Annotated in this window: 22 protein-coding genes and 1 pseudogene; 9 read left to right on the top strand and 14 right to left on the bottom strand. The window is 63.8% G+C overall.

What is annotated here, in order from left to right; all coding sequences use genetic code 11:
- Positions 1-42 precede the first annotated feature (42 nt).
- The 4 genes from AC1DBN_RS02770 to AC1DBN_RS02755 are packed head-to-tail and all read left to right on the top strand — an operon-like array spanning position 43 to position 4,316.
- Positions 43-1,902, top strand: a complete 1,860-nt coding sequence (locus AC1DBN_RS02770; RefSeq protein WP_091719702.1) for a glycoside hydrolase family 3 protein — start codon at positions 43-45, stop codon at positions 1,900-1,902.
- 5 nt (positions 1,903-1,907) lie between these two features.
- Complete coding sequence (locus AC1DBN_RS02765) at positions 1,908-2,480, top strand: glycosyl hydrolase (protein WP_091723955.1); 573 nt, start codon at positions 1,908-1,910, stop codon at positions 2,478-2,480.
- Positions 2,481-2,485: 5 nt separating this feature from the next.
- Positions 2,486-2,749 (top strand): glycosylhydrolase-like jelly roll fold domain-containing protein, encoded by a 264-nt coding sequence (locus AC1DBN_RS02760; protein ID WP_477722524.1) that lies wholly within the window; start codon positions 2,486-2,488, stop codon positions 2,747-2,749.
- 25 nt (positions 2,750-2,774) lie between these two features.
- Complete coding sequence (locus AC1DBN_RS02755; RefSeq protein ID WP_477722523.1) at positions 2,775-4,316, top strand: family 43 glycosylhydrolase; 1,542 nt, start codon at positions 2,775-2,777, stop codon at positions 4,314-4,316.
- A 44-nt stretch (positions 4,317-4,360) separates the two neighbouring features.
- Here AC1DBN_RS02755 and AC1DBN_RS02750 read toward each other — a convergent pair whose 3' ends face one another.
- Together AC1DBN_RS02750 and AC1DBN_RS02745 are read right to left on the bottom strand one after the other, a co-directional pair.
- Complete coding sequence (locus AC1DBN_RS02750; RefSeq protein WP_269457160.1) at positions 4,361-4,507, bottom strand: CoA transferase; 147 nt, start codon at positions 4,505-4,507, stop codon at positions 4,361-4,363.
- 93 nt (positions 4,508-4,600) lie between these two features.
- Positions 4,601-4,936, bottom strand: coding sequence for a DUF3500 domain-containing protein (locus AC1DBN_RS02745; protein WP_231994246.1), 336 nt, complete (start codon positions 4,934-4,936; stop codon positions 4,601-4,603).
- A 42-nt stretch (positions 4,937-4,978) separates the two neighbouring features.
- Between AC1DBN_RS02745 and AC1DBN_RS02740 the strand changes: the two genes are divergently transcribed.
- Positions 4,979-5,182 (top strand): hypothetical protein, encoded by a 204-nt coding sequence (locus AC1DBN_RS02740; RefSeq protein ID WP_056078700.1) that lies wholly within the window; start codon positions 4,979-4,981, stop codon positions 5,180-5,182.
- 877 nt (positions 5,183-6,059) lie between these two features.
- Here the strand turns inward: AC1DBN_RS02740 and AC1DBN_RS02735 are convergent.
- The gene (locus AC1DBN_RS02735; RefSeq protein ID WP_314213337.1) at positions 6,060-6,839 is read right to left on the bottom strand and encodes an alpha/beta fold hydrolase; all 780 of its coding nucleotides are present in this window, start codon (positions 6,837-6,839) and stop codon (positions 6,060-6,062) included.
- A 1,498-nt stretch (positions 6,840-8,337) separates the two neighbouring features.
- Here AC1DBN_RS02735 and AC1DBN_RS02730 point away from each other — a divergent pair.
- From AC1DBN_RS02730 to AC1DBN_RS02720, 3 genes are all read left to right on the top strand, one after another.
- Positions 8,338-9,105, top strand: coding sequence for a CHRD domain-containing protein (locus AC1DBN_RS02730; RefSeq protein ID WP_091719712.1), 768 nt, complete (start codon positions 8,338-8,340; stop codon positions 9,103-9,105).
- 279 nt (positions 9,106-9,384) lie between these two features.
- A complete protein-coding gene (locus AC1DBN_RS02725) occupies positions 9,385-9,825 on the top strand; it encodes a sortase domain-containing protein (RefSeq protein WP_231994249.1) in 441 nt (146 codons plus the stop codon).
- Between the two features lie 44 nt (positions 9,826-9,869).
- Positions 9,870-10,487 carry a hypothetical protein gene (locus AC1DBN_RS02720; protein ID WP_091719718.1) on the top strand — a complete coding sequence of 206 codons (618 nt, stop codon included), beginning with the start codon at positions 9,870-9,872 and terminating at the stop codon, positions 10,485-10,487.
- Between the two features lie 808 nt (positions 10,488-11,295).
- On the opposite strand, the pseudogene AC1DBN_RS02715 reads toward AC1DBN_RS02720, so the two are convergent.
- The 8 genes and pseudogenes from AC1DBN_RS02715 to AC1DBN_RS02680 form a co-directional block, all read right to left on the bottom strand.
- A pseudogene (locus AC1DBN_RS02715) lies at positions 11,296-11,679 on the bottom strand (YidH family protein); the annotation flags it as partial.
- 28 nt (positions 11,680-11,707) lie between these two features.
- Complete coding sequence (locus AC1DBN_RS02710) at positions 11,708-12,685, bottom strand: formylglycine-generating enzyme family protein (protein WP_314213334.1); 978 nt, start codon at positions 12,683-12,685, stop codon at positions 11,708-11,710.
- A gap of 151 nt (positions 12,686-12,836) precedes the next feature.
- A complete protein-coding gene (locus AC1DBN_RS02705) occupies positions 12,837-13,784 on the bottom strand; it encodes a Gfo/Idh/MocA family protein (protein WP_091719720.1) in 948 nt (315 codons plus the stop codon).
- Positions 13,781-14,641, bottom strand: coding sequence for a carbohydrate ABC transporter permease (locus AC1DBN_RS02700; protein WP_231994251.1), 861 nt, complete (start codon positions 14,639-14,641; stop codon positions 13,781-13,783). The genes AC1DBN_RS02705 and AC1DBN_RS02700 overlap by 4 nt, the downstream gene beginning before the upstream one ends.
- On the bottom strand, positions 14,638-15,573 hold the full coding sequence (locus AC1DBN_RS02695) for a carbohydrate ABC transporter permease (RefSeq protein WP_091719723.1): 936 nt from the start codon (positions 15,571-15,573) through the stop codon (positions 14,638-14,640). Before AC1DBN_RS02695 ends, AC1DBN_RS02700 begins: the two co-directional genes overlap by 4 nt.
- A gap of 24 nt (positions 15,574-15,597) precedes the next feature.
- Positions 15,598-16,887: an extracellular solute-binding protein gene (locus AC1DBN_RS02690; protein ID WP_091719725.1), complete on the bottom strand. Its 1,290-nt coding sequence runs from the start codon at positions 16,885-16,887 to the stop codon at positions 15,598-15,600.
- 7 nt (positions 16,888-16,894) lie between these two features.
- Positions 16,895-18,250, bottom strand: a complete 1,356-nt coding sequence (locus tag AC1DBN_RS02685; RefSeq protein ID WP_091719727.1) for a sulfatase family protein — start codon at positions 18,248-18,250, stop codon at positions 16,895-16,897.
- Positions 18,251-18,254: 4 nt separating this feature from the next.
- On the bottom strand, positions 18,255-19,292 hold the full coding sequence (locus tag AC1DBN_RS02680; RefSeq protein WP_091719729.1) for a hydroxyacid dehydrogenase: 1,038 nt from the start codon (positions 19,290-19,292) through the stop codon (positions 18,255-18,257).
- 137 nt (positions 19,293-19,429) lie between these two features.
- Between AC1DBN_RS02680 and AC1DBN_RS02675 the strand changes: the two genes are divergently transcribed.
- Positions 19,430-20,596, top strand: coding sequence for an ROK family protein (locus AC1DBN_RS02675; protein WP_314213329.1), 1,167 nt, complete (start codon positions 19,430-19,432; stop codon positions 20,594-20,596).
- A gap of 27 nt (positions 20,597-20,623) precedes the next feature.
- On the opposite strand, the gene AC1DBN_RS02670 is transcribed toward AC1DBN_RS02675, so the two are convergent.
- The 3 genes from AC1DBN_RS02670 to nagB form a co-directional block, all read right to left on the bottom strand.
- On the bottom strand, positions 20,624-22,627 hold the full coding sequence (locus AC1DBN_RS02670; RefSeq protein WP_477722538.1) for a twin-arginine translocation signal domain-containing protein: 2,004 nt from the start codon (positions 22,625-22,627) through the stop codon (positions 20,624-20,626).
- Between the two features lie 160 nt (positions 22,628-22,787).
- Entirely contained in the window at positions 22,788-23,996 is a 1,209-nt protein-coding gene (locus AC1DBN_RS02665) for an N-acetylglucosamine-6-phosphate deacetylase (RefSeq protein WP_314213328.1), read from the bottom strand.
- A 132-nt stretch (positions 23,997-24,128) separates the two neighbouring features.
- Entirely contained in the window at positions 24,129-24,908 is a 780-nt protein-coding gene (gene nagB / locus AC1DBN_RS02660) for a glucosamine-6-phosphate deaminase (RefSeq protein WP_477722522.1), read from the bottom strand.
- Positions 24,909-24,956: the final 48 nt, after the last annotated feature.

Raw genomic sequence — 24,956 nt, 5'->3', positions numbered from 1 at the left:
TCGGATAAACTCTTCCAAATTCCCACCTAGCAAGGAGATTTTATGCGACGGCCCACGAGCACGAATGACGACGGCGTCCAGTACCGCGACCTGAACGGCAACGGAGTGATGGACCCCTACGAAGATCCGCGCCTGGACTCCGCGAGCCGCGCGAAGGATCTGCTCGAACGCTTGTCGATAGAAGAAAAAGTCGGGCTGCTATTCAACACGGTGATGGTTGTTGGCGAGCCGGGTGACCACGATACTGCGAGTCCGTTCGGGCCGGAGACTCCTCGCGACTTTGTAGTAGGCCAGTCTATTAACCACTTCAATATTGGCCGCTTCCCTTCGGCAGAGCACATGGCGCGTTGGCAGAACTGCATGCAGGAACTCGCCGAGCTTGCTCCCCACGGGATTCCCATCACCTTTGCCACCGATCCCCGCCATGGTTTCGCGCAGAACGATGGCATGGTCTTCGCAACCGGCTCGTTCTCACAGTGGCCCGAGCCCATGGGCCTCGCAGCCATCGGCGATCCTGCGTTAGTGAGTGAATTCGCCGAGACCGCAAGGAGCGAGTATGTCGCCGTCGGACTTCGTGCAGCTATTCACCCGCAGATCGACTTGGCCTCTGATCCGCGCTGGGCGCGTCAATTGCAGAGCTTCAGTTCAAACTCAGCGGTGACGTCAGAGTACGGGTCGCTGTTGATCGAAGGTCTACAGGGCCAGAAGCTGTCATCCACGAGCGTCGCCTGCACGGCAAAGCACTTCCCGGGAGGCGGGGCGCAAGAAGACGGGGAGGATCCCCACTTCCCACAAGGCAAAGCTCAGGTTTATCCAGGGGGCAACTTCGAAGAGCACCTGGCACCGTTCCGAGCAGCTATCGCCGCCGGAACCAGCGCGATCATGCCTTACTACTCACTGGCGAAAGACCTGCTCATTGACGGCGTAGCCGTGGAGGAAGTGGGCTTCGCCTACAACAAATACCTGATCTCGACACTCCTACGCGAAGATCTTGGGTTCACTGGGGTTGTACTTACTGACTGGCAGCTCGTCACAGACCTTGAAGTCTTTGGCTTGCCGTTCCCTGCCAAGGCGTGGGGTGTGGAGCACCTCAGCCGCATTGAGCGTGTTGAGAAGCTCTTCGACGCCGGCGCAGATCAATTCGGGGGCGAGTCCTGCACGGATTTGGTCCTTGAGTTGCTGGCCAGCGGACGGCTCTCCCAGAAGCGCGTGGACGCGTCAGCGCTGAAAGTCTTGCAGGTCAAGTTCGAACTCGGCCTGTTCGACAATCCGTACGTCGACGAGAACGCGGTTGCAACCATTGTGGGTTCCGAGTCTTTCCGGGCTGCTGGGCACCGCGCCCAAGCGGAGGCCGTCACCGTTCTGAAAAACACTGGTGTATTGCCGCTGCGAGCGGACACCCGGGTATACGTCGAAGGCGTCAACCCGGAAGTCGTCGATGATCGGGTCACCCTTGTGGATGACAAGAAGGACGCCGACGTAGCTCTTGTGCGCCTCACTGTCCCCTACGAGCCGCGCAACGAGTATTTCCTGGACGCTATGACGCATCAGGGTAGCCTCGACTTCCCGGACGAGGAGGTCGCACGGGTGCGAGCACTTGCAGCAGAACTCCCCGTGATCCTCGACGTCTACCTTGAACGAGCAGGGATCCTGACCCCGTTCGATGAGCTCGCAGAGGCCGTCACCGTGAACTTCGGCGCTTCTGACGCTGCCTTGCTCGACGCGTTAACAGGAACTATTCCTCCCCGAGGTCGCCTGCCGATCGAGCTGCCTCGCTCCATGGCCGCCGTCGAAGCATCACATCCTGACGTCCCCAACGACACCAAAGATCCGCTCTACCGCTACGGCGCCGGCCTCAGCCTGCCGTCAACTTCGCGGAGGGAATCCAGGATGCTGACGTGACCGGGATGGACAGGAAATCGAGCGAAGTTCTCTGGAGTGAGTTCGTTGATCCACCGGATTCGGCACGGCCGCGTGCGTGGTGGCACTGGATGGACGGCAACGTGCACCTCGAGGGCATTCGGGCGGATCTTCGTTGGCTCCACTCTGTGGGCGTCCGAGGAGTTCAGGCCTTCGACGGTGCGTTAGCTAATCCGCTTGTAGTGGAGGAAGCTGTGATTCCCGGCAGCGAGCAGTGGCGCGAAGCTATTGCCATTGCTGTCGCGACGGCCCGCGACCTCGGCTTGGACTTCACTGTTGCCACTTCTGCGGGGTGGAGCGCCTCGGGAGCACCGTGGGTTGAAAAGGCCGATGCCATGCGCAAGCTGGTGTGGTCGCAGACTGTGGTCGAAGGTGGCGAACTGACCCAGCTCAACAAGCTCCCTAACGTCGCAGGACCCTATCAAGACATCCCCACATGGGGTGTCGAGCCGCGGGAAGGCTCAGGCGATGTCAAAGACCTCGTCGCACTGGCCATCCCTTTCCACGGCACTCACGATGCTTTGGAGCCCGCGTTGGTCCGGTCCAGTTCACCGATGTAGCCGATATGGCGCGCGTCAAAATCAATGGCGGGGACGCTGGAGTTCTCTGGAAAGCTCCCTACCGGGTGTCCACCAGCGCACTGAGGTCAGGAACGAACCGGATCGAAGTAAGCGTCACCAGTCCGTGGCGCAATCGACTGATTGCTGAGGCCCGCAGCAGCACCGGGACGCTCTACTCGCCAATGACGGGTGTCTTCACCGACGATGCCGAAATCCTGCCTGCAGGTCTACTTGGGCCAATGAGCCTGGTCTACAACCACCGTCCCTGATCTCCGCTAACGAAAGACATGATGCATGAGAAATCAGATAACGCCTCCGGCTGTGAGCCTGGAAGGCCAACGCCGTGCCGACCTCGGCAATGGAACCTACCTGAACCCGGTGTTCGCCGGGGACCACCCGGACCCGGCAATCCTCCGCGACGGGGATGACTACTACCTGACCTTTTCGTCCTTTGAGTCCACGCCCGGCCTCATTATCTGGCACTCGCGTGACCTGTTGAATTGGCAACCGCTGGGGCCCGCCCTTTCCACACCCATCGGCTGCGTGTTTGCCGTCGACATGTGCAAAGTGGACGACCGGTACTTTATCTACATACCGATCATTCCCACCGCCATCTCGCCGGACCCAACGGCGCCTGTGCTGACCTATGTCATCCACGCCGAGAGCATGGCGGGACCCTGGAGTGAGCCCATCAACCTGGGCATCGAAGGGCATATCGATCCCGGGCACGTGGTGGGAGAGGACGGCAGCCGCTACCTGTTTCTCAGCGGAGTCAGCCGTGTTCGGCTCACCGACGACGGACTGGCTACGAACGGTCCAGTGGAGCACGTCTACGACGGCTGGCGCTATCCCGAGGACTGGGTGGTTGAAGCCTACGCACTGGAAGGGCCCAAGCTGACACGCCGTGGTGAGTGGTTCTACCTCACGACGGCGGTTGGCGGCACGTCTGGTCCGCCCACCGGTCACATGGTCACGGTCGCCCGCTCCCGCTCCGTCAATGGCCCGTGGGAGGACTGTCCCCGCAATCCCATCATCAGGACATGGAGTGCCGACGAGCCTTGGTGGAGCAAGGGCCATGCCACTTTGTTCGAGGGCCCCAACGGCCAGTGGTGGAGCATCTACCACGGCTACGAAAACGGGTTCGCCACCCTTGGCCGGCAAACGCTTTTGGAACCGATCGAGTGGGACGAGGACGGATGGCCCCGGGCAGTCGGGGGGACCCTTTCTGCGGCACTGCCCGCGCCACTGCCAACTGTGTCTGCAACCGGCGAACAACCCCACGGATCGCCGTTGTCCGATAATTTCTCCACCGAACGCTTTGGGACACAATGGTCATTTCATGCCCCGTCAAATGACGAGTATCTTCGGGCATTCTTTGACGGCGGCCTGGTTCTGCAAGCCCAGGGATCAGGCCCGTCAGACAGCTCGGCGCTGACGTGTATCGTCGGCGACCGGCGATACGAGATCACGGTGGAGATGGAAATCGGCGACGGCGCCCAAGGCGGGTTGCTGCTGTACTACAGCGACCGCCTGTTCTGCGGCATGGGCCACGACGGCGGCAGCATGACCAGCTACCGCGCGGGCAGGGCGATTCCGTACTGGCGTGAACCTGCGCCAGCGGCCCGGACCATGCACCTTCGAATAGTCAACGACAACCACATCGTCACGCAGTACTACAGCCTGAACGGAACGGACTGGACCAGGCATGGATTGCGTTTCAACGTGGAGGGTTACAACACAAATACGGCCGACGAACTCCTCAGCCTGCGCCCGGCATTGTTCGCAGTCGGGACAGGGGAAGTGCGGTTCACGAACTTCACTTACCGTGCCTTCTAGGCTGGGCTACAACAAGGCCAGTAGCGCTGGTGGCTCTCCGAACTTCAGGCGAGCGTCCGAACAGCAGGCCGACTGGCAGCGGTGCCGGGCCGGAAGTTCTCCACCACGATGTCAGCGGTGGCGGCGAGCCTATTGACCGCTTCCAGTCCTTGCGCGGTTTTCAGGTCAACGGCGAAGGATCCTGCTGGGATCCGGCACCACGAGTTCTTTAAGGGGCCCTTCTGCCGCTGCCGTGGACGGGTCGGAGCCGGGTTCCGCTGTTGGTGGATGGGGTTGGGTGAGAGTCATGCCTGCGTCGCCATTTCTTTGCTGCCCCTTGAGGCTTCCGTCGCGGAGTTGCGCACGAGGGTGTCAATGTGGAACTTTTTCGGTTTGCTGTTGCTGAGGAACACCCCGCAGTGGTGATTGAGTTCGAGGATGACGACCGGGCTCTGGATGCAGTCGTAGAACGGTTCGTCCTCGCTGTATCCACCGATCCATGAGAACCAGGTGTCCTGGTAGTGGGCGCTGATCTCCCCGCGACGCGCCGCTGCCGGTCCGGCGGGGAGGTATTCGATGAAATCGGCGATGATGACCAGGACGGTGTTGGCGCCATAGGAGCCAACCTCCCGAAGCGGCACGGCCAAGGGGTAGCGTGTGCCCTAGCCGACGAAGGAGTCACGATGAGCTACAAATATCGAACTGTTCGGGTTCGCGGTACCGAGCTAGTTGGAACAATTGCCAGGAAGCACGGGAGTGCGGCTGAAATTTACGAAACCTCCAAAGACCTGAGCACATCAGTCATTCCGGTGTTCTTCGAAGCAACGGGCGAGATCCGTTTCTTCGACAGGTCAGTGCTGGAGGACGTTGTGGCACCCACCACTTAATCCGCCGAGGCATGCCATATGCCAGGGCGACCACGGCGGCCGGCGTGTGGGACCTATTCCACGGCAAATGAGGGTGTGGACACTGTCCGCACTTTCGCCTTCGAAGCGGATCGCATATCGGTTGGACCGGCTCGTATTCCGCATGCTCCCGAGAGTTCCCAGCGTTGGCAAGGCCCGGAAGACAGTTCTAGTCCCACCTCGGGCACAGTTTTTCCCCTGTTCAGGGGCCTGTTGGCCTCCGAGTGTGCACAAACTGTTCACTTATGGGCCCCTTCGGGGCCTATTTTGTTGGTGGTCGTCGCCTCCTCCTGGGTTTGGGCAGCGGTGTCGCTGGTTATCTGTTCATGGCGGGGAGGGTCTTGAACTGCATGACCTTATGCTGGCTGGGCGAACGGAGTCGCCTTGGCTCGCTTGCACTGATTCCGGTCACGACTGTTAAAGGCAAGATTTCCCGATAAGTACATGACTGTCTTCGTCGTAGCGGGTTCCGTTGAGAGTTGGCAGATGCGCATCGAACGGTTTCTTGCCTGTTGGTGTCAAATATTTCTGGCCCTGCCCGGGAAGCTGAAACTGGCTCCACGCTGTGACAATGGTGAGCGACGAAAACCGTGCCACGGCGTCCGGACCGCACACCCATCTTCAGCCGTATGATCCGAATTGACCCAGCTGTGGCGGCCATTGGTGACGTTCCGCCTGCCCACAACCACGTTGTTCAGCAGTCTCCTAGCGGCGGCGGTCCAGGTGAAGCCGGTTCCCCAATTCGGGACCAGCGACGTCGATGCCTCCCTAGACTGGGGCATCATCCCCAGCCGTCGCAGGTTCCATCTTTCTGAAGCCAACTCAATGTAATGGCTCCGCCCCGGCGCTCAGCCGCAGCTCAGCCGGTGCTATCGAGGATCAGGCGCGCCGCTTCGGTTGGTTGGTCCCAGTGCGGGAAGTGACCGCAGTTTTCGAACCAGTGGAGCGTTGCATCCGGGAACAGTTCCGTGGCCCGCGCCGCCTCACTGGGAGCGGTGACCTTGTCCTTCCGCCCCCATCCAATGACCATTTTGCCCTTGAGTGAACCGGCCGGTGCGCCTTCCTGGCGGGGTCCGTGAATCAGCGCGTTGAGGGCCGGGTCCAGACTGGTCGATGTCTTGAACCCGCGAAGCTCATGCAGCACCAGATCCTGCGGCAGCTTCCATGGGTGGGCGGAGAACTGAGCCAACAGGGCCGTGCGGCCCACCGGGTTGCCCGTGAGGAAGGGGAGCGCCGGTTGGATGCGTCGCACCAGTGCGACGGATGCCTTGATGCTTGCACCAAAGATCGCTGCCTGGCGGTCATTCCAGAATCCACCAGGGTCCAGTGCGATCGTGGTGCCAGTGTGCCCTCGCCGTGCCATTTCCATTGCCATCCGGGCGCCCATGGAGTTGCCTACCACATCAATGTCACCCAGTTCCCGGTCGCGGATAAAGGCTTCGACAGCATCGGTCAGTGTGGCAATGGTGGTTTCGCCGGTCAGGGGCGCGGATTCGCCGCAACCGGGGAGGTCGACGGCGATGACATCGCGTTCAGCGGCCAGCGCCGGGATTACCGGGTTCCAGTTACCAATACTGGAACCGAGCCCATGGATCAGGAGGAGTGGCTTACCGGAGCCTTGCCGGGTTGAGTGCAGCATGACTTCACTGTAAGGGGCGGTGCAACATATCTGGCCAGAGTCATCTGGCGAAAGGCTCGACGGCACAGCGATACGCGGTTAGGCAGCGCATCCAACACGCCTCAGGTCGAACACATCTCAGGCAGGGGCGAGGAGTTCATGCGCCACGTTGTCGGGGCCCTGAATTCCAGGATGTAACCGGCGCCGATGCCTTTGACTTCCCCATGCGCAATGCCAAGCTCGTTAGGGTTGACCGATCAGGGATGCACCCGACATGCTCGCGCACGTCATCCAGCAGTTGCGGGATCGCCGCGACCGCGCGGTCGCCCTCGCGGCGCTGACCGCCGTGCTAGAAACAGCAGGGACCACCGTGGTTGAGAGCACCGGATCCGACGGCGACAGTGAGAACGTCCGGGTTTCCTCGGGCCGAACCCGCGTAGGTCGTTTTCTGTCCAGTCCGCGCCGGAGCGGATTTCCAGAATGTGGGCCGCCCCGTAGTGCTGTGCTTGTTCGAAGCCGGTCCGGTTCCGGAGGCCTACTCTTCAAATCGGAGCGAAATCGCGTTCAAGCCACAACTGCACCCGCGGACTGCCGCTTTGGCAGCCTGGTTGCGCCAAAGTGGTCACCAGTGAGGGTGTGCACAATGTGCACACCCTGGACTTCGGAACGGGTCGTACCGGTGCCGGTCTGGGCCGGATTGCGGAGGTTTGCGGGGGAGTGGCGGATATTCAATTGCTGGAACCCGGTTCGAGTCCCACCTCGGGCACAGCATATTCCCTCGTCAGAGGGTTTTTTGCTTTAACGTGTGGACAAAGCTTGTGCTGAAGCGCTTCTGACGCTGTGGGTGCGGGCTTTGGCCTGGCTGCCGCGGAACCTATGGAGGTGTGTGGGGTGGCAGGGTCAGTGCCCTGGCTGGTGGGCACTCCGCTTGCTGAGCTGGGGTGATGTGCTTCCTCGTTCCGGTTCCGTCAGATGGGCCTTTGATGGCCTACACCTCTTCATGTGCCGGGGGAGCGGGGACTACATGACTAACCCGTTTTCGGTGATCGGCTATCTGCGTGAGCAGATTGAGGGCGACCCGGGAGCGCCGAGCCGGCGATTGTCCTGCCAAAGAGGGTGCGGACATTGTCCACACTTACGTCTGCTTTTATCGGGCGCCAGCAGCGGGCATTCGAGCGTCAGGTTGGGATTTGCCGCACGTGGGGACCGGCCTGCGGTTGCGATCACCGCAGGCCGGTGCCAGCGGGACTGACATCCCTTCCCCTCTGCTCACGGAATCAGTGTGCACGGCGCCTCAAGTGTGCAGGTCAGTGGTCCGCAACGGAGGGGCCGGCGAGCATCACCGCCATGCCTGGACGCGGAACAGCACCTGGGCAGCTCGGCGTGCGATGGCGTCCACGCCGGCCCGGTCATGTGTTCCGTGCCACATTGGCACCCATCCGGGGCTGGTGACCGCTGCGAAGTACCTCCTGTCATTTGCTTGGAAACAACCCATCACTTGCATGAGGAGATTTTTCCGATGAATAAGGCACTTCGCTTCCTCGCAGTTCCCACGCTCGCTCTCGGGGCTTTGGCCCTCTCCGGGGTCCCGGCCATGGCCCACGACGGTTCCGACCATTACCAGTCGACCCTGGGTCAGCTGAACGGCAGTAGCGCCTCCGGCTCTGTCACGGTTGACGTCACCGGCAACCAGGCCCACGCCGTGCTGAAGGTCTCGGGCCTGCCCGCGACGTTCATGGATGCCCCGTATCCGCACGTGCAGCACATCCACGGCGGCGCCCAGGGCGTGTGCCCGGCGCCGTCGGCGGACAAGGACGGTGACCAGGTTGTTTCCACCACAGAGGGTGCCCCGTCCTACGGGGCGATTGTCACCACCCTCTCGACCAGCGGGGATACCAGCCCTGCTGCGGGTCTTGACCTGAAGGTCGCCGGACAGGGCGCGGCCTACACTGTGGACAGGACCTTCGAACTGAACGCCGAGACCAAGGCCGCCCTCGAGGCCGGCACGGCCGTCGTCGTCGTTCACGGCCTGGACCCAGCCACCTTGAGCGCCGCCGGTCAGGCGGCCAAGAGCGATCTGGTGCCAAGCCTGCCACTGGCCGCGACATCACCTGCGCTGTGCGGAACGTTGAAGGCCGGGCAGATGCAGATGCCCACCGGCGGCGCTGACACCGGCATCACCCAGGACACCGGCACCGACGCCACCGCCCTGGCCATCGGCGGCGGCCTGACTCTCGTAGCCCTCGCCGGCGGCGCCTACGCAATCCGCCGCCGCACCGCGGCCTAAGAGTCAGGCACTCCGATCCTGACGCACAGCAGGTATTCCGGTCACCGTGGAGGTCTTGGGGCCCCCACGGCGGCCGGGCTCCTGCTCGCCCTAACCCTCACCGGCTGCGGACCTAGCCCCAGCCCCGACACGGGCGCAGCCGTCCCGTCACCGTCAGCCACATCCGACACCGCATCGCCGGCGGTCCCGCAGTCCGGGGCGGCTACGGCTACCGCGCCGGCCGGGCCGCCCGCTGCACCCGCGGCGGCGCTTCCCCAGGTCATGGGCTCCTCGGATCCTGTGACGCTGAGCATTCCCTCGATCGGGGTGCGGACAGACCTGCTGCACCTTGGCTTGCGAACCAACGGCGCCCTGGAAGTCCCCCAGGACACCGGGCACGGCGCACCCGCCAGCTGGTACAACGGCTCACCAACCCCGGGAGCGCGCGGCCCGGCCGTGATCCTGGGTCACGTCAACGCCCTCGGCGGCGCCACCGGGGTCTTCGCCGGCCTGCGCGACCTCGAGCCAGGCAGCGAGATCAGCATCAGCCGCGCTGACGGCAGCACCGCAGAGTTCACCGTTGACCGCGGCGCCCTGTATTCCAAGAACGACTTCCCGACCCTGGAGGTCTACGGCAACACCGACGCCGCCGAACTCAGGCTCATCACCTGCGACGGATACGACCCCGCCACGGGCCTGTTTGACGATAACTACGTCATCTACGCCACCCTCACACCCTGACAACGCACCGCCACGCACCGCGGCGGTAGAGACGGAGACGAGCCATGAAACACCACGCCACACCGTCGCTCACCCTCCTGACCCTGACCGCCCTGCTGCTTTCCGGCTGCGCCGCCACCAGCGCAGCAGCACCGGCCCCCGCGCCCTCGTCGTCGCAGACGCAGTCCGGGCCGGCCACGGGTCACCACGGCGGCGGGACGGCCTCGGCACACAAGTCGGTCAAGGACGGGCCCAGCGCCGCAGCCCTCATGGTCTGCGGTGACCAGCCCAAGAACGCCCTCACATCGATCCTCGACCTTGACCCGGCACCCGACACCGACAACACCTGGGCGAACAACACCTTCACCTGCACCTACCATCTGAACGACGGAGACCTCGTCGTCTCCGTCCAGGAAGCAGATGACCAGGCGGCCGCCCTGACCTACTTCAACGCCATGCAGGCCCTCGCCGAGAAGGCCACGCCTATCACCGGGCTCGCCAGCCTCGGGTTCCCCGCCTACGAGACGGCCGACGGGTCGGCAGTCTTCCAGAAGGACAACTTCATCCTCCACGTCAACGCCAGCGCCCTGACGGCCACGCTCGGGCCGGACAACATCACCCGCAACGCCCTGGCCTACCAACTCTCCACCACCATCCTCGAATGCTGGATCAAACACCCGTAGGCCGTGGCCCGGGGCCAGAGCGACTCGGGCTGGGGAAGGGAAGCAGCCCAGAGAGTTGTGCCCTTCGCTTGTCGGATCAACCACCGTGCAGGTCCGCCGTCTGGGTGCCGCGACAACTGAACAATCATGCTGACCAGCGGGTTAAGGTGGGTCGGCGGCAGCTGGGGTAGGTCCCGGTCTCCACCCGGCACCCACGCCGCCGACCCGGACATCACGCTACGGTCCCGGGCACGTGTCCGGCGCGAGTAGCCGTTACCTGTTTCCCCACACCCTTGCCGCGCCGCAAGGACCGTGAACACGGCCGACTACCGAACACCGACCAGAATCCAGCCGGACACCTCTCCCAGGCACATGAAGCACTCTGCTGTGCCGGGAAGCGCACCCCAGGCCCCTCTGACGCTGTGGGTGCGGGCTTTGGCCTGGCTGCCGCGTGGGCCTATGCAGGTGTGTGGGGTGGCGGGGTCAGTGTCCTGGCTGGTGGGCACTCTGATTGCTGAGCTGGGGTGATGTGGTTCCTCGTTCCGGTTTTGTCGGGTTGGCCGTTGTTGTCCAACACCTATTCATGCGCCGGTCGAGCGGGAACAACATGATGATCCCGGTTTTAGTATCGCGTTGGTTTTTGGAAGGCCATCATGACTGCGATCAGGGCGCTGACAAACCAGCCGTGGTGGGGCAGCCAGCGGAGAAGGGTTGCGCCGGCAACAGCATGGACAGCGTGGTGCGGGCCCCATGCGAGTTGCCTGCGTTCAGGCCAGCGGCGCCATATCTCGGGGCAGGTTTGGGTAACGGCACGGCGCCAGACGGTGCCGACGAGGACGAAAGTGACCATTGCGGCCGCGACGAGGGCCCCACCGCTGGCGAGGATGCGCGTGATCCAGGCTAGCGGCAGCGGGGCCCTCTTTCGCATGGCGCGTTCGACGTTCAACCATCGGAAGATCGAGCCGCACCTAGGACGAGGGCGAGCATAAGGAGGAGAACCGCGATGGTTCTGCGTAACTCCCGGGCGAGGGGGTCAGCCATCAAGACTTCGACGGGCTACACCTGCCGCGCGCAGTGCCAAGGAGGTGCGGATCCAGGCAAGGAAAGTGCGTTCGTTGGCCAGCGTGAACCGCGGATCCGGTTCTGTTCCGCAGCCCAGAATCTGGTTTGATAGGCGGTTTCGTCCGCCATCTTGTGAGCCCGTAGCTTTCACATAGGAGTCCCTTGTTGCCGATGGCTGTTCAAACCAGCGCGATGGTCCGAAAGCCCAGGTTGCCGGAGGACGATTCGGGTGTGTTGGAAGTGCGTGCGGCAACGCGGTAGCGGTTGCAGTATGACTCGTGGCAAAGGTAGGAGCCGCCCCGCATCACACGCCCGGCTCCGATCGTGGGTCCTTGAGGATTCTCCGCAGGGGATGCGCGGTAGTACTTGGGTAAGAACCAGTCTGCACACCATTCCCAGACGTTGCCTGCCATGTCGTAAAGTCCGTAGCCGTTGGCCGGGTAACTGGCCACCGGGGCTGTGCCGATATAGCCGTCGTCGGCGGTGTTCTGTGTTGGAAAGGTGCCTTGCCAGATGTTGCAGTGGTGGTGTGTGGCGGGAACGAGCTCGTTGCCCCACGAGTACCTTTTCCCTTCGAGGCCGCCGCGAGCGGCGTATTCCCATTCGGCTTCGGAAGGGAGCCGCCGTCCCGCCCAATCGCAGTATGCTCGGGCATCGTTGTGGGAAACCTGGACAACGGGGTGGTCTGGGTACTCGCTCCAGTGCGATTTTGGGCCTGCAGGGTGGGCCCAATCGGCTCCTCGAACGTTGAGCCACCAAGGTGAGCCCGTGGCAGCACCGAGAATGTCCGGGCCGGCGGCTTTGACCAGGAGGTGGAAGACGGCTGATGTGCCATATTTTTCCGCTTCAGTGCGATAGGCAGTGGCATTCACAAAGCCTGCAAACTGTCTGTTGGTCACGGCTGTGACGTCGATGGTAAAGGAAGGCAACGTAACGGTGTGGACGGGTTCTTCCCCGTCGGATGCGTATCCCTCTCCGAAATGATCGCCCATCTGAAAGTTTCCGCCCGGGAGCCTCACTTCATCGTGTGGCCGCAGCTGGCGCTCGGAGGAAACCGGTAAGTTGGTTTTGCTTCGTACGGTGGTCATTGTTCTTGACGGCGTGCAGCAGGTCTTCGCGGTCGGATGCTTGACGTGGGCCGAATCTCCGGAGTTCATGCCCGGCACTCTGAAGTGGGGATGGGTGAACTGCCGAATGCTTTGTCGCCGATGGCCGTGTACTCGCCACCGTTGATATTGGTTGAAGGCTGGTACGTCACGGCGGGTGGTGGGCCGGCGCTATCGATGCCACCTCTTACATTTTGCTCTGTCAACAGGGCCATCGAATGTCTCCTGTGGTCACGGGAGTCCCGCTGTCTATGCTCCGGTTAGCGGCTTCGATGAGGGCCACGATGCTGAGGACTTCGTCTGCTGGCAGGTTTGGTTTGTCAGCGCGGATGGACTCGACGATGTTGGTTAGGAGGCCTGTCAGCATCTCAGGGCAGGCCTCGATAGAAAAGCTTTTCGTCCTTTCATTTGTCTTGATAGTCCCGCTTGTTAGGGGGCTCCAGGCTGACTCGCCCCGGAACGTCGCCTCGCGTCCGTCCTCCCAACTGATCGTTACGTCCGTTGTGCCGGCAGGGTTGGCGGTTTTGTGGGAGTGGACGGTGACTGTACCTGACGGTCCGGCCGCGGGTCCGAGGGAAGCAACTGCCAGGTCAATGAGGTGGACACCGTACCAGGCCAGGCCTGGGTGTCCGGGTTGAGTCGGCATGGGACCGGTGAGCGATATTTGTCGGGCGGGGCCGCGGGACTGTACGGCCCGGAACTCTGGTGTGAAGCGTTTGGGGGATCCTGTCAGAACGAGGCTGCCGGAGGCGCCGGCCAGTTCAAGCATGCGCTTGGCGTCGGCAAGTGACAACGCAAAACGGGTGTCCACATATATGGGCTTGCCGAACTCCACCACCCGTCTGAAGTACTCCGGGTGGGTGCGGGTGTCGGCGGCAACGATCAGCAGGGCATCGCAGGCTTCGGCCACAGCCTCCGGCGAATCGCACAGCGTAACCCCAAGCGCGGCCACTTGGGCGGCAAAGTCGTCATTGCGGTCGCGGCTCAACGGAAAGTCCGACGCCGGCACCCCCTTCCAGGCGTGTGTCACCGTTCCGCCGGGGACCACGCCGTCGAACCCGTTCCCGAAGAGGCGCGTGAACGACGGCGCATGTGGCGAATCCACGCCGATCAGGCCGAACCGGATCGGTGCAGCAGAATCAGTGCTCATCCCTTGACTCCGCTGTGGGTGATGCTCGCGACGATGTGCTTTTGCAGGAGGGCAAAAATCACCAGGCAGGGGATGAAGCTGACCAAGGTGGCGGCCATGACGTTGGACGTGGACGCGGTTTCGGTGTTGAGGGTGGCCAGGCCCACGGTCAAGGTGCGGGCGGTGTCCGATTGGCCCACGACGAGTGGCCACAGGAGGTCATTCCAATGCCAGAGAAACACGAAGATTGCGAGGGTTGCCAGAACCGGCCGGATCAAGGGCAGCACTATCTGGGCGAAGGTCCGCCATTCCCCGGCTCCGTCGATGCGGGCGGCGTCGAAGAGTTCCTCGGGCATGTCTTTCACGAATTGCCGGATCAGGAAGATGGCTTGTGCGTTGGCCAGCGTGGGCAGGATGAGGCCCCAGAGCGTGTTAACTCCGCCCATCTTGGAGATGAGGATGAACGTGGGAATAAGTGTGGCCTGCACCGGAACCATCAGGGTGGCGATGATCGCCCACAGCAGGGCGTTGCGTCCCGGGAATCGTTTACGGGCCAGGGCGTAGGCGGCCATGGAAGCGGTGAGCAGGACAACCACTACGGACACTGCGGAGTACGCGAAGGAGTTCCAGAACCAGAGCGGGAATTCGCCCACGTTGAAGATCCGGACGATGTTGTCGAAGGTCAACGACGACGGCACAGCGTACGGAATGGTTGGGGCATCGGCGGGGGAGAGCGCCAGGACGACGACGGCGAGCAAGGGCGCCACGGTGAAGAGGGAGATCACCGCGAGGACCCAGGTGAGGGTCCTTTGCCGGCGCTTCTCGGTGCTGCGCCGTTTGGAGCCCGGAGGGGCGGGTGGGGAGATGACGGCTGTCACTTGGAGTCCTTTCCTTCGAAGAAGCGTTGCTGGACCAGGGACAGCACCAGCACAATCAGGAACAGCACCACACCCACGGCCGAGGCATAGCCGAAGTCGAAGAATTTGAAGCCTTCGTCGAACAGGAAGTAGATGAGGCTGTGGCTGGCCCGGGCGGGTCCGCCGCCGGTCATGACGTAGATAGTGTCGAAGCCCTGAAAGCCGACGATCGTCTCAATGATCAGGACGAAGAACACCACGGGTTTCAGGAGCGGCAACGTCACGTACCAGAACGACTTCCAGGCTCCTGCGCCGTCGATCCGGGCGGCCTCGTGGACTTCGGCTGGCTGCGCCTTAAGCCCGGCGAGGAAGATCAGCATGGAGTAGCCGAAGCCTTTCCACACCGACACCACTGCCAGGGACAGCAGCACCAGGAGTTGCGGGCCGGACGTGAACGGCACCGGACCCAGGCCCATCCCACCGAGTGCCGCGTTCAGGGGACCGTCGGTGGAGAATATCCAGGTCCAGATGATGCCTGCCATGACGAACGAGCTCAGGTAGGGGATGAACAGGAGTGCCCGGAACGTACCGGTGAAACGGACCAGTTTGTCCAGCAGGACGGCCCCGGCCAGGGAGACGGCGATGATGAACGGAACGAAGATCGCCACGTAGATGAACGTGACGCGCAGGCTTTGCCAGAAATTCGGGTCGGCCGCGAGGCGCGTGTAGTTGTCGGCGCCCAGAAACTCGAAATCACCGTTCAGGCTGTACTGGGTCAGGCTCATGGCCCCCGCCCCGAAGATGGGCAGGAATTTGAAGAGCCCGAAGATCATCAGCGTGGGTAGGACGAAGAGGATGCCGGCCAGGGCCTCCCGGTTGCGGACCTTCTTCAGCGGAGCAGGTGGCGGTGCGGCCGCGCTGGCGGTGGAGCGGGGCTGGGTTTGGATGGACATGGGAAACCTATCTGCTGGATCGGATCAGCGGGCCGCGCGCTGCAGGATGCCGCGGGCTTCCGTGGCGGCCTTGGCCAGGGCTTCCTTGGGTGTGAGGTCGCCGCGGAGGGCGGCCTGGATGTTCGGTGCGAGGGCACCCATCACCTGGCGGGCTACCGGTGAGGATTCGCCGGGGTTCGCGGCCTTGAGTGCGGCTGCCATGGCTTTGGAATCCGCATCGTCACCGAGGACGGCAGCGTCCTCGCGGGTAGGCAGGTTGCCTGCGGCGGCGTTGAGGGCTTTCTGCGAGGCGGCCGAGCTCAGGTAGTCCATCACCGTGTAAGCGGCTTGCCGGTTTTCCTTCTTGTTGATGGAGGTCAGCGCCAGGAGGCCGGGGTTCCCATACGTTGCCTGGTCCTTGCCCGTCAGGGGTTCTCCGAGGGCAACGTTCTCTGCTCCCAGGGCGGCCCGCATCTGCTTGAGCTCAGGCAGGGAGGTAGTGGCCCGCATGGCAGCCTTGCCGGTGGCGATCGGAGCGCCCTCCACCTTGGGGCCATCCGTGGCGGCGTCGATGGGCAGGCCTCCGGCCTTCTTGAGGTCCACCAGGAGTTGCAGAGCGGATTCGCCCTCTGCCGAATCGAAAGCAATGTCCTTGGCGTCATCGCTGAAGACCTTGCCACCGGCCTGCCACAGCAACGGATAGAAGGACAGGTTCAGGGTCTGTTCAGGGCTGCCCGCGTAGTCCATGACGGCGACGCCCTGTTTGGCCAGCACAGGTGCGGCCGCCCGGAGGTCGTCCCAGGTCTTCGGCAGTTCCAGACCGGCGTCCTTGAAGATCTTGGTGTTGTAGGCGGTGGTGTTGATGTTCTGGAACAGGGGCACGCCGAACAGTTGCTCGTCGAAGGCCGCGGCGTCCAGGGTGTTCGGGTAGAAGGAGTTTTTGTCTTTGGACACGGCGTCGTCCACCGGCAGCAGCCCGCGGACGTTCCGGTAGGTGGCTGCCTGGTCGGGCGTAATGAGCACGACGTCGGGTCCTGAGCCGGCGGCCAACGCCGCCGAAATCTGGGCATCGCGCTTGTCGAACGTTTGCAGTTCGATGGTCAGGTCGATTCCCGGGTTGGCTTTTTCGAAGGCGGCCTCGGTGTCCTGCCAGAACTTCTTGCTGGCCGTCTCGTCCTTGATGACGGGGTACATCCAGAGAGTGACTTTGCCGTTTGCCGGCCCGGCGTCGCTCGACGATGAGGAAGGGCCGCCGCAGGCGGTCAGGGCCAGGGCTGTTGCGGTAACGACGGCGGCAGCCAAGGCTGCGGGCCGGTGCAGTTTTCGTGTGAACATGATCGGTTTACTTTCTGCTGGGGGTGAGGCTGGCGTCGTGGAGGTGTTTGAGCGCAATGCTGTGGCGCGCGGCGTGGGTGGGTGCGGGTTCCAGGAGGGGATCGTCCGTCTCCCGCATCCAGGCGAAGAGCGCGGCGGACAGTTGCCGGAGGATTTCCGCTTGGGCCGGATTGCCGGCCTCGTTGTCCAGTTCCGCCGGGTCCGCGCCGAGGTCATAGAGTTCCAAGGCCGGGCTGGTGCCGATGGTGGGGCCGCCCAGGTCCACGGGCAGGCTGCGGTGGACCCAGGATTGGGTGGGATCCATGGCGCGGGGTGCGTTGGAGAAGTTGACGATCAGCTTGTGCGTGGAGGTCCGCACTGACCGTTTGGGGTCGTAGTAGGTGTGGAAGGTCAACTGGCTGAAGCAGTGTTGGCGGACGGGTTCGCCGCTTTCCACCGCCGCCCGGAGGCTGGTCCCCGGCAGGTCCGCTGGCACTGTGTGGCCGGAAATATCCAGCAACGTCGGCAGCACGTCCACATGGCTGACGATGTCCGCTATCCGTCTCCCTGACCAAGCCGTGTTTCCTGGAACGCGCAGCATCAGCGCAACTTCCAGTCCGGCGTCGTACAGGGTGCATTTGGCGCGTGGCAGCGCGAGTCCGTGATCCGTGGTGAACAGCACCACGGTGTTCTCGCGGAGGCCCAGTGCGTCGAGTTCTGCGAGGATGCGTCCCACGCCTTCGTCCATGTGCTTCACGGCGCCTTGGAGCTCGGCGATCTCCTCGCGGGAACCTGAATCGTCCAGCAGGTACGGCGGGATGTTGTGTCCACGCGATGCGTCCGGCGCGACGCCGTCGGCCAGGAAGCCCATGACGCCGGGACGGTCGTGCTGTGAGGGGACGCGGTGGGGTTCGGTGAAGCCGACCTGGAGGTAGAACGGACTGCCGCCGGCGGCCATTCTGTGGAGGGCATCAGTCGCGCGGCTGACGACGACGTCGCGCGCACCGCCGGTCCTGGCGCGGTCAAACCCGAGCCTGGTGGCGACTTCGTCATCGGGCAGTACGCGTGATTCGTGGTGCACGCCCACCAGTTCAGTCCGGTAGCCCACGGACTTGAGGCGGTTCGCGATGTGGAGGCGGGGTTCGTTGAGGTCCCAGGCGAAAGGATCGTGGGTGAGGCCGAGGACTCCATTGCTTTGGGGGTAGGTGCCCGTGAACAGCGAGGCACGGGCCGGGCTGCAGTGCGGTGCAGTGGCGAAGGCCTGCTCAAACAACGCCGATTCGCCGGCCAGGGCATCGAGGTGGGGAGTGGAGACGCTGCCCACCCCGTAGCTTCCCAGGAAGCGGCCCAGGTCGTGGCAGTGCAGCAGGAGGATGTTGCGCATGGGACTAGCCCATCCTTTCCAGATCGGTGCGGGTCAGGGCGTGTTCCAGTGGCTGACCGGCAAGGAAGCGGCGGAGTTCGTCCACCACGATGAGGCCGGCCCTGCGCCGGGAATCCTCCGTGGCGCCGGCGATGTGCGGGGTGAGGAGGGCGTTGGGGAGGCCGCGCCAGGGATCGTCTGCCGGCAGCGGCTCGTCATCGAACACATCCAGTGCGGCGTCGATCCGGCCTGAGGACACTTCGGCGAAAAGGGCAGCCATGTCCACGATCGTGGAGCGGGCGGTATTGACGAAGGCGGCGCCATCTTTGAGGAGTGCCAGCTGCTGTTTGCCGATGAGCCCCCGGGTTTCCGGGGTGTCCGGTGCGTGGATGGCTACCACATCACTCCCGGCCAGCAAGGAGTCCAGCGTGGTTGAGCGTGCGGCCAGCACATCGTCTGCCGTGAGGTACGGATCGTAGATGCTGACGTCGGCGCCGAGAGCGAGGCAGGCCTCGACATAGCGGCGGCCCGTGCGCGACGCCCCCACGACGCCGATGCGTGCGCCGGAAATCTCCCGCGCACGCCTGACGTTGCGGGCTTCGTCCCACGTGGCGCCTGAGCGGAGCCTGACGTCCATGAGTTCGAGGCGGCGCAGCAGGGCCAGCGTGAAAACAAGGGAGAGTTCGGCAACCGCAGGTGCCATTGCCGCCCCGGACTGCGAGATGGGAATGCCCGCGTCCCAGAAGTCGTCACTGACCAGGAAGTGTACGGACGAGGCTGCGTGGAGGACGCAGCGGAGTTTTGGGGCCATGGCCAGGCGTTCGGCGTCGAGGCGCGGGAAGCCCCACGCCGTGATGGCTACTTCTGCCTCGCCTGCGGCGGCTTCGAAAGCCCCGGGGGACTGCAAAGCCGCTGGTTCGGCGATGGTGATCTGGCCCAGCCCGCTGAGGGCGCCCAAGGTGTCTGCGGGGAAGAAGGCGTCGAATTCGGCCTCGGGGATGCCCAGGAGAATCCGGAGTGGGGAAGCGTTGGGTGAGCGTACAACGCCGTCGTTGAGGTTCATGGCGACGACGCTACTGACCTGTAGTTAGTTTTGTCAATGACTAAAATAAGTACAATGGACGGAGACAAGCAGCCATCCGGCGGCCGATGCCAGAATGGGGGAGTTCCCATGCGGCGTAACCCTAGGAGACCCGTGCCATGAAGCCACGCGCAGGAAGCAAGGCCCTGATCAGGGAGATCAACGAGGCCTTGGTGCTCGACGTTGTGCGCACCCAGTCGCCGGTTTCGCGGGCAACCATCGCGGGCCACACAGGGCTCAGCCCCGCCAGCATTACGGGCATCACCAACAAGCTGCTCCAGCAGCAACTCCTGGTGGAAACGGAGATCGAACGCGGGACCGGCGGCCGGCCCGCGCGCTTGCTGGAGCTCGGCCGGGACGGTGTCTTCGCCGCCGGGGTGCGGCTGTCCGCCACGGAGGCGCTCGCCGTTGTCGTTGATTTGCGCGGCAGCGTGGTGGCCACCCATACCGAGCCGCTGAATTCCACGCAGCCCGATGACGCCGCCGCGGCCGCGGCCAAAGCCGTCGCAGACGCGGCCGGGGAAAACGCCACCAAACTGATTGGCGTGGGCATTGCAGTGTCCGGCGTGGTGGACCAGGCCGGTGGCCTGGTCCGGCACAGCGGGGCCATGGACTGGGCAGACGTACCGTTCCAGGGGATCATCGAGCAAGCATCCGGCCAGCCGGCCATCCTTGACAGCTACGTCAACGCCTACGCCCGCGGACTCCTGTTCGACGGTTCTTTCACCGGCCGGGACATGCTCGTCTTTAGCGTCGGCATCAGCCTGGGGGCCGCCGTCGTGGTTGAGGGGCGCATCCAGCGCGGCTTCAACGGCGCCGCCGGTGGCTTCGCCCACACCCGGGCCATGAACAACGGCGGCCCGGCCCGGCCCTGCCACTGCGGGGCGGAGGACTGCCTGGAAACCTACGGGAGCCTGTGGGGAATGGAACAGGAACTGTTGCGCGCGGGCCAGCACCGGGAGGTGACGCCCGACGTCGATACCCACCTCATTGCCGACGCATCCGCTCAGCTGGGGACCGGAATGGCGAACGTCGCCAAGGTTCTGGCGCCGGAACGCGTGGTGGTGGGGTTCGCGCCCGAGGCTCAGGTGGGGAGCTTTGCGGAACAGGCGACAACGGCGTTCCTTGGGCAGTTCCGGCATTCGAATACTCCTCCTCCCGGGATTGAAGCGGTTGCGGCCGACCATGCCGCTGTAGCCAGGGGAGCGGCGTGCTTGGTCTTGGAAGGATTGTTTTCGGCGCGGGACACACAGCCCGAAGGGTGGCAGCCGGTCCGGACGGCCTGACCGCGACCCTTCACGGCTATCTGCGCGTCAGTTGGCTTTCCGCAGCGTCTGCATCGCTTGCCGGTCGTCGATCCGCACCAGGTTGGGTCCCTGCAGCGTGTATAGGAGGCCGTCCTCGTCGGCGGTGATGTGTGGACCGCTGTACCAGCCGCCGTTGATGCCGGACGCCACAACGGAAACTGCGAACGTCATGGGATCGATGCGGAAAACGGTGGTGTCGGAAACGCCGTACACAATGCCGCGGCTGACCTGCAGGGCGCCGAAGTCGGTGCATACGCTGCTGAGGTCGCCGCGATGGACCACCTGGCGGGTTTCCAGGTCGATGACGAACAGTCCCGCGGCGCGCCGGGACATGCCATAGAGGTACTTGCCCTGGACGGCCATGGCAGCGATTCCCGCGGTCTGGCCCGGATCGAGGCGCCACAGCTCCTGGTTTGCCACCGGATCCCAAGCCACCACCGTGCTGCGTGGGCCATCGGCGTAGATGTTGTCGCCACCGAGGTAGGCGGTTCCCCAGCGGGTGGCCACCGCACGGACCATTTGGAGGGCATCGATCGGGTTCACTTTGGTGATCACCTGGGTGCTGGCGGGGTTGTAGGCCGCGAAACATCCGCCGCCGCCGGTGTCATTCTGCGCGCCGGCGATCACCAGGCCGTTGACTGCGTCCCAGCAGACATCCAAGGGGCGGTTCTGGCCTGCGGGAAGAGCGGCCACCTGGAAGGGGAGTTGGCCGGTGGTGGGATCGTAGGTCAGGATGCCGCGGGAGTTGTACTGTCCCGTGAACAGCACTCCGCCCACCACCACGGCGTCCTTGGCTTCACCGGTGGCGCGCAGGTAGGTGACAGTGGACGAAGCCAACTGATGCCGGGCGATCACACCTGTTCCGCCCACGTAGACATCCCCGGCACCCGCAGCCAGGCCCATGCCCAGCTGCGGCCCACCCGGAGCCCCGGCCTCGGTAAGGTTGCGCTTTACCGCGGACTTGGCCACGGGGTCGATCTCGATCACATCGTAGGAAGAGACCGTCAGGGCCTTATCAAGATAGACGTCCAGGCCCCACATGGCGCCGACGTCCTCGGTGAGGATCTGCGTGATCTTCTTGGTGGCCATGTTGTAGGACCACACGCCGGGTTCCTTGACGAAGAACACCTGGTTCCCCAGCTGCCGGAACATGACACCGGTCTTGGCAATGATGGTGTACTTCGAATGATCGGCCAGGCTGATCAGCGCCGACTTCCCCGGTGCCTTCACGCCGACGCCGAGCTGCCCGTCCAGCAGGCTGAGCGACGTCACGGAGACCCCGGCTGCGAGCTCCGCCGGGATAATGTTGGTGAAAGTCTTCGTGGTCCGGTCGAAGGCGAACAACCGGCCCGGGCTGGATCCGTTGCCACCGCCGAGTGTGCTGCCGGTGCCGAAATACACGTAGTTCGCCGTCGCTGCGACGGCCTGGGCGATGGTTGCTCCAGGGTCAGGGACTCCCCAACTGGTGGTGGCATTCGTGGCGGGATCGTATTCCCAGAGGGACGGCGCATTCGTGGTGAGGCCGCCGCCGGCCGCGTACACCTTGCCATCGGGAGCCACGGCCAACGCCCGGATATCCCGGTCGCCGGTCTCGCCCACACCCACCGCCGGAGAGGAAGGCGTGCTCAGGTCCCAGCGGTAGATGTTCGGCTTGCCGTCGACGCCGTCCCGCAGCACACCGGCGTACAAATACCGCCCCGAGGAATCGGCGGCCAGGGCCTGGATGCTGTAACCCGAGCCGAGATCGGTCCTGGACGTCACCCGCCCGGTGGGCAGGTGAAATCCGATGATCCGCACGGGATTCAGGTTCCGTGAGCCGATGTATACGGTATCGCCCACCAAGAGCGAACTCATCAGCGAAAACTGTACGACGGCGGGTCCCAAGTCAATGATCTGCGGCCCGGACGCAGATAAAGGCTTCGCGGCATTGGCAGGTCCGGAAGCCATCGAAGCAAAGGCGCCGGCCAATCCGGCAACTCCGCCGGTCTGCAGCAGTTGACGGCGATTCATGGAAAAAGACATGTGAGATCTCCTCATTGAGTAGCCCAACAGGGCCGGTCCTGGCTGCACCGCTGATTCTTACGGCCGCTGGTTTAGTGCGTCATTAACCTAAAAGCCAGCGGTTGGCGCGGCTTTTAGCAGATCGGGAGTTTGCTTGGCCCGTTTTTGTCTATACGGCTTTCCGTTCCAGGGAAGCGATTCTCGCACCTTGCCGAAACACCGCACTGAGATTCAAGTCGTGGTCAACGACAACGATGTCGGCCGACATGCCTGGGCGCAGGTCGCCGATGTTGGCGGACCGCCCCAAGACTTCCGCCGGTACTGCGGTCGCTGACATCACGGCGTGCTGCAGCGGGACACCTGCTGCTACCGCAGTGCGTACAACGTCCAGCAAAGTTGCGGTGCCCCCGGCTATGGCGCCGTTGCTGTCCAGCCGGGCTATTCCTTGCTGCACCGTGACGGCGAGGCTCCCGAGCTGGTAATGGCCGTCCTGCAGGCCGGTGGCAGCCATGGAATCTGTGACCAGGGCGATGTTGTCTGCTCCGACTGAATCGAAAACCAGCTTCACCGTTTCGGGGGCGAGGTGGACCCCGTCCGCGATGAGTTCCAGGACCGCCTTTCCGGCCTGTGCGGCGCTTAGGCTGGCGGCGACCGGGCCCGGGGATCGGTGGTGGAGGCCGGGCATTGCGTTGAAGAGGTGCGTGACGGTGGGTCGGCGGCCAGCCGAGGACGTTGACAGTCCTAGGCCGGTGGCAGCGTGGGCGAGAAATTCGGTGGCGACGGCGTGGGCGGCCGCGGTGTGGCCCAGGGATGGGGTGGCGCCTTGCTGAGTGAGCATGTTCACCAGGTCTGCGGCGCCGGGGAGTTCGGCGGCAAGGGTCATGGTCGACAGTGAGGGGCCGGCCGCCGTGAGCAGGGATGCCATCAGCGCCGGGTCCGGCTCCAGCAGCAGGGCCGGGTCGTGCGCGCCGCAGTGGCCGGCTGCGAGAAACGGCCCTTCCAGATGCGAGCCGGCGACGATGCCTTCATGGGTTAGCGTTTGAAGCGTTTGGAGGTTGCGGATCAGGTCTTCCCGTGGGGCTGTTACGAGGCTGGCGAGCAGCGTGGTGGTCCCTTTGCTGTGCAGGTATCGGGCAGCGGCCCGGGAACCCTCGAGGGTCCCTTCCGAGAAGTCGGAACCGAACGCTCCATGGCAATGCAGATCCACCAGCCCCGGCATCAGCAAGTGTCCAGCTGTTTCAGCCCTGCCGGGGTTGCCGGGGAATTCTGTGGCTGGGCCCGCGTAGGAGATTCGGTCGCCACTGACGGCGATAAGACCGTCGTCAATATCCATGCTCCCGGTGACCACGTGGCCACGAAGTATCAAATCCCGTCTCATCCAAAGGCCTCCCACTCTCGGTGCTGGTACTCTTCGTCTTGCTGTTCCGCCAGTGCGCGCCTTGACGCCCTTCATCCGCGGCGGCTGTGGAAGCGTGCACGGTGGTGGGGCCCAGGAACACAGCGGGGAAGGTCAGAGACCCTGCCAGGCGGGTTTGCGCCCGTAGGTGTCTGAGTAATACTCACGGTGCGCCAGCTGTGAGGCCGCCGCCTCATCGACGAGAACGGAGACATGCGGGTGCAGCTGCAACGCCGATGCTGGGCAACTGGCCGCCACCGGGCCTTCTACGGCAGCTGCGACGGCTTCCGCCTTAGCCCTTCCAGTGGCCAGCAGCAGCAGATGCCGGGCTTCGCGGATGGTGCCCAGGCCCTGTGTCAGAACGTGGTTCGGTACGTCATCGACGTGTGTGAAGAAGCGTGCGTTGTCTTGCCGGGTCTGACGGGTGAGGGTCTTGATCCTGGTCCGTGAAGACATTGATGACATGGGCTCGTTGAAGCCCAGGTGCCCGTCCGCGCCAATCCCCAGGAGCTGCACGTCCACGCCTCCAGCGGCTGCGATGCGGCCTTCATACTCGGCGGTTTCCGCTTCTGCGTCACCTGCCATCCCGTTAAGTCCGTGCACGCTGCCGGGGCGGAAGTCGACGCTGCCGGTAAAGTCGGCGCGGATGACAGAGTGGTAGGACTGCGGATGCGCGGTGGGAAGGCCCACGTATTCATCGAGTAGGAAAGCCTGTGTTTGGTTAAAGCTCACGCGGTGCTTCCGGTGACGTTCAATGAGCTCCCGATACGTGCCCAGCGGAGTCGAGCCGGTGGCCAGGCCGAGCACAGCGGGTCCGAGCCGGACCTGCTGTTCAATCACATCGGCGGCCGTGCGGGCAACGTCTGCGGGGGTGGCGAGGATGATGATTTCCAATGGTTTGTGTCTTTCGGTTCCGTGGTTCGCAGGGTGGGGCGGGTAGTT

The organism is Pseudarthrobacter sp. 10T415 (assembly GCF_056394175.1).
The sequence above is the reverse complement of the archived record's forward strand: the minus strand, read 5'-3'. Positions and strand labels throughout refer to the sequence as shown.

Bases quoted from the DNA above. Each gene is read 5' to 3' on its own strand.
- AC1DBN_RS02710 (WP_314213334.1), bottom strand. From the start codon at position 12,685: ATGAACTCCGGAGATTCGGCCCACGTCAAGCATCCGACCGCGAAGACC.
- AC1DBN_RS02680 (WP_091719729.1), bottom strand. From the start codon at position 19,292: ATGAACCTCAACGACGGCGTTGTACGCTCACCCAACGCTTCCCCACTC.
- AC1DBN_RS02695 (WP_091719723.1), bottom strand. From the start codon at position 15,573: ATGTCCATCCAAACCCAGCCCCGCTCCACCGCCAGCGCGGCCGCACCG.
- AC1DBN_RS02755 (WP_477722523.1), top strand. From the start codon at position 2,775: ATGAGAAATCAGATAACGCCTCCGGCTGTGAGCCTGGAAGGCCAACGC.
- AC1DBN_RS02765 (WP_091723955.1), top strand. From the start codon at position 1,908: ATGGACAGGAAATCGAGCGAAGTTCTCTGGAGTGAGTTCGTTGATCCA.
- AC1DBN_RS02740 (WP_056078700.1), top strand. From the start codon at position 4,979: ATGAGCTACAAATATCGAACTGTTCGGGTTCGCGGTACCGAGCTAGTT.
- AC1DBN_RS02735 (WP_314213337.1), bottom strand. From the start codon at position 6,839: ATGCTGCACTCAACCCGGCAAGGCTCCGGTAAGCCACTCCTCCTGATC.
- AC1DBN_RS02770 (WP_091719702.1), top strand. From the start codon at position 43: ATGCGACGGCCCACGAGCACGAATGACGACGGCGTCCAGTACCGCGAC.
- AC1DBN_RS02675 (WP_314213329.1), top strand. From the start codon at position 19,430: ATGAAGCCACGCGCAGGAAGCAAGGCCCTGATCAGGGAGATCAACGAG.
- AC1DBN_RS02685 (WP_091719727.1), bottom strand. From the start codon at position 18,250: ATGCGCAACATCCTCCTGCTGCACTGCCACGACCTGGGCCGCTTCCTG.
- AC1DBN_RS02690 (WP_091719725.1), bottom strand. From the start codon at position 16,887: ATGTTCACACGAAAACTGCACCGGCCCGCAGCCTTGGCTGCCGCCGTC.
- AC1DBN_RS02720 (WP_091719718.1), top strand. From the start codon at position 9,870: ATGAAACACCACGCCACACCGTCGCTCACCCTCCTGACCCTGACCGCC.
- AC1DBN_RS02760 (WP_477722524.1), top strand. From the start codon at position 2,486: ATGGCGCGCGTCAAAATCAATGGCGGGGACGCTGGAGTTCTCTGGAAA.
- AC1DBN_RS02730 (WP_091719712.1), top strand. From the start codon at position 8,338: ATGAATAAGGCACTTCGCTTCCTCGCAGTTCCCACGCTCGCTCTCGGG.
- AC1DBN_RS02705 (WP_091719720.1), bottom strand. From the start codon at position 13,784: ATGAGCACTGATTCTGCTGCACCGATCCGGTTCGGCCTGATCGGCGTG.
- AC1DBN_RS02670 (WP_477722538.1), bottom strand. From the start codon at position 22,627: ATGAATCGCCGTCAACTGCTGCAGACCGGCGGAGTTGCCGGATTGGCC.
- AC1DBN_RS02665 (WP_314213328.1), bottom strand. From the start codon at position 23,996: ATGAGACGGGATTTGATACTTCGTGGCCACGTGGTCACCGGGAGCATG.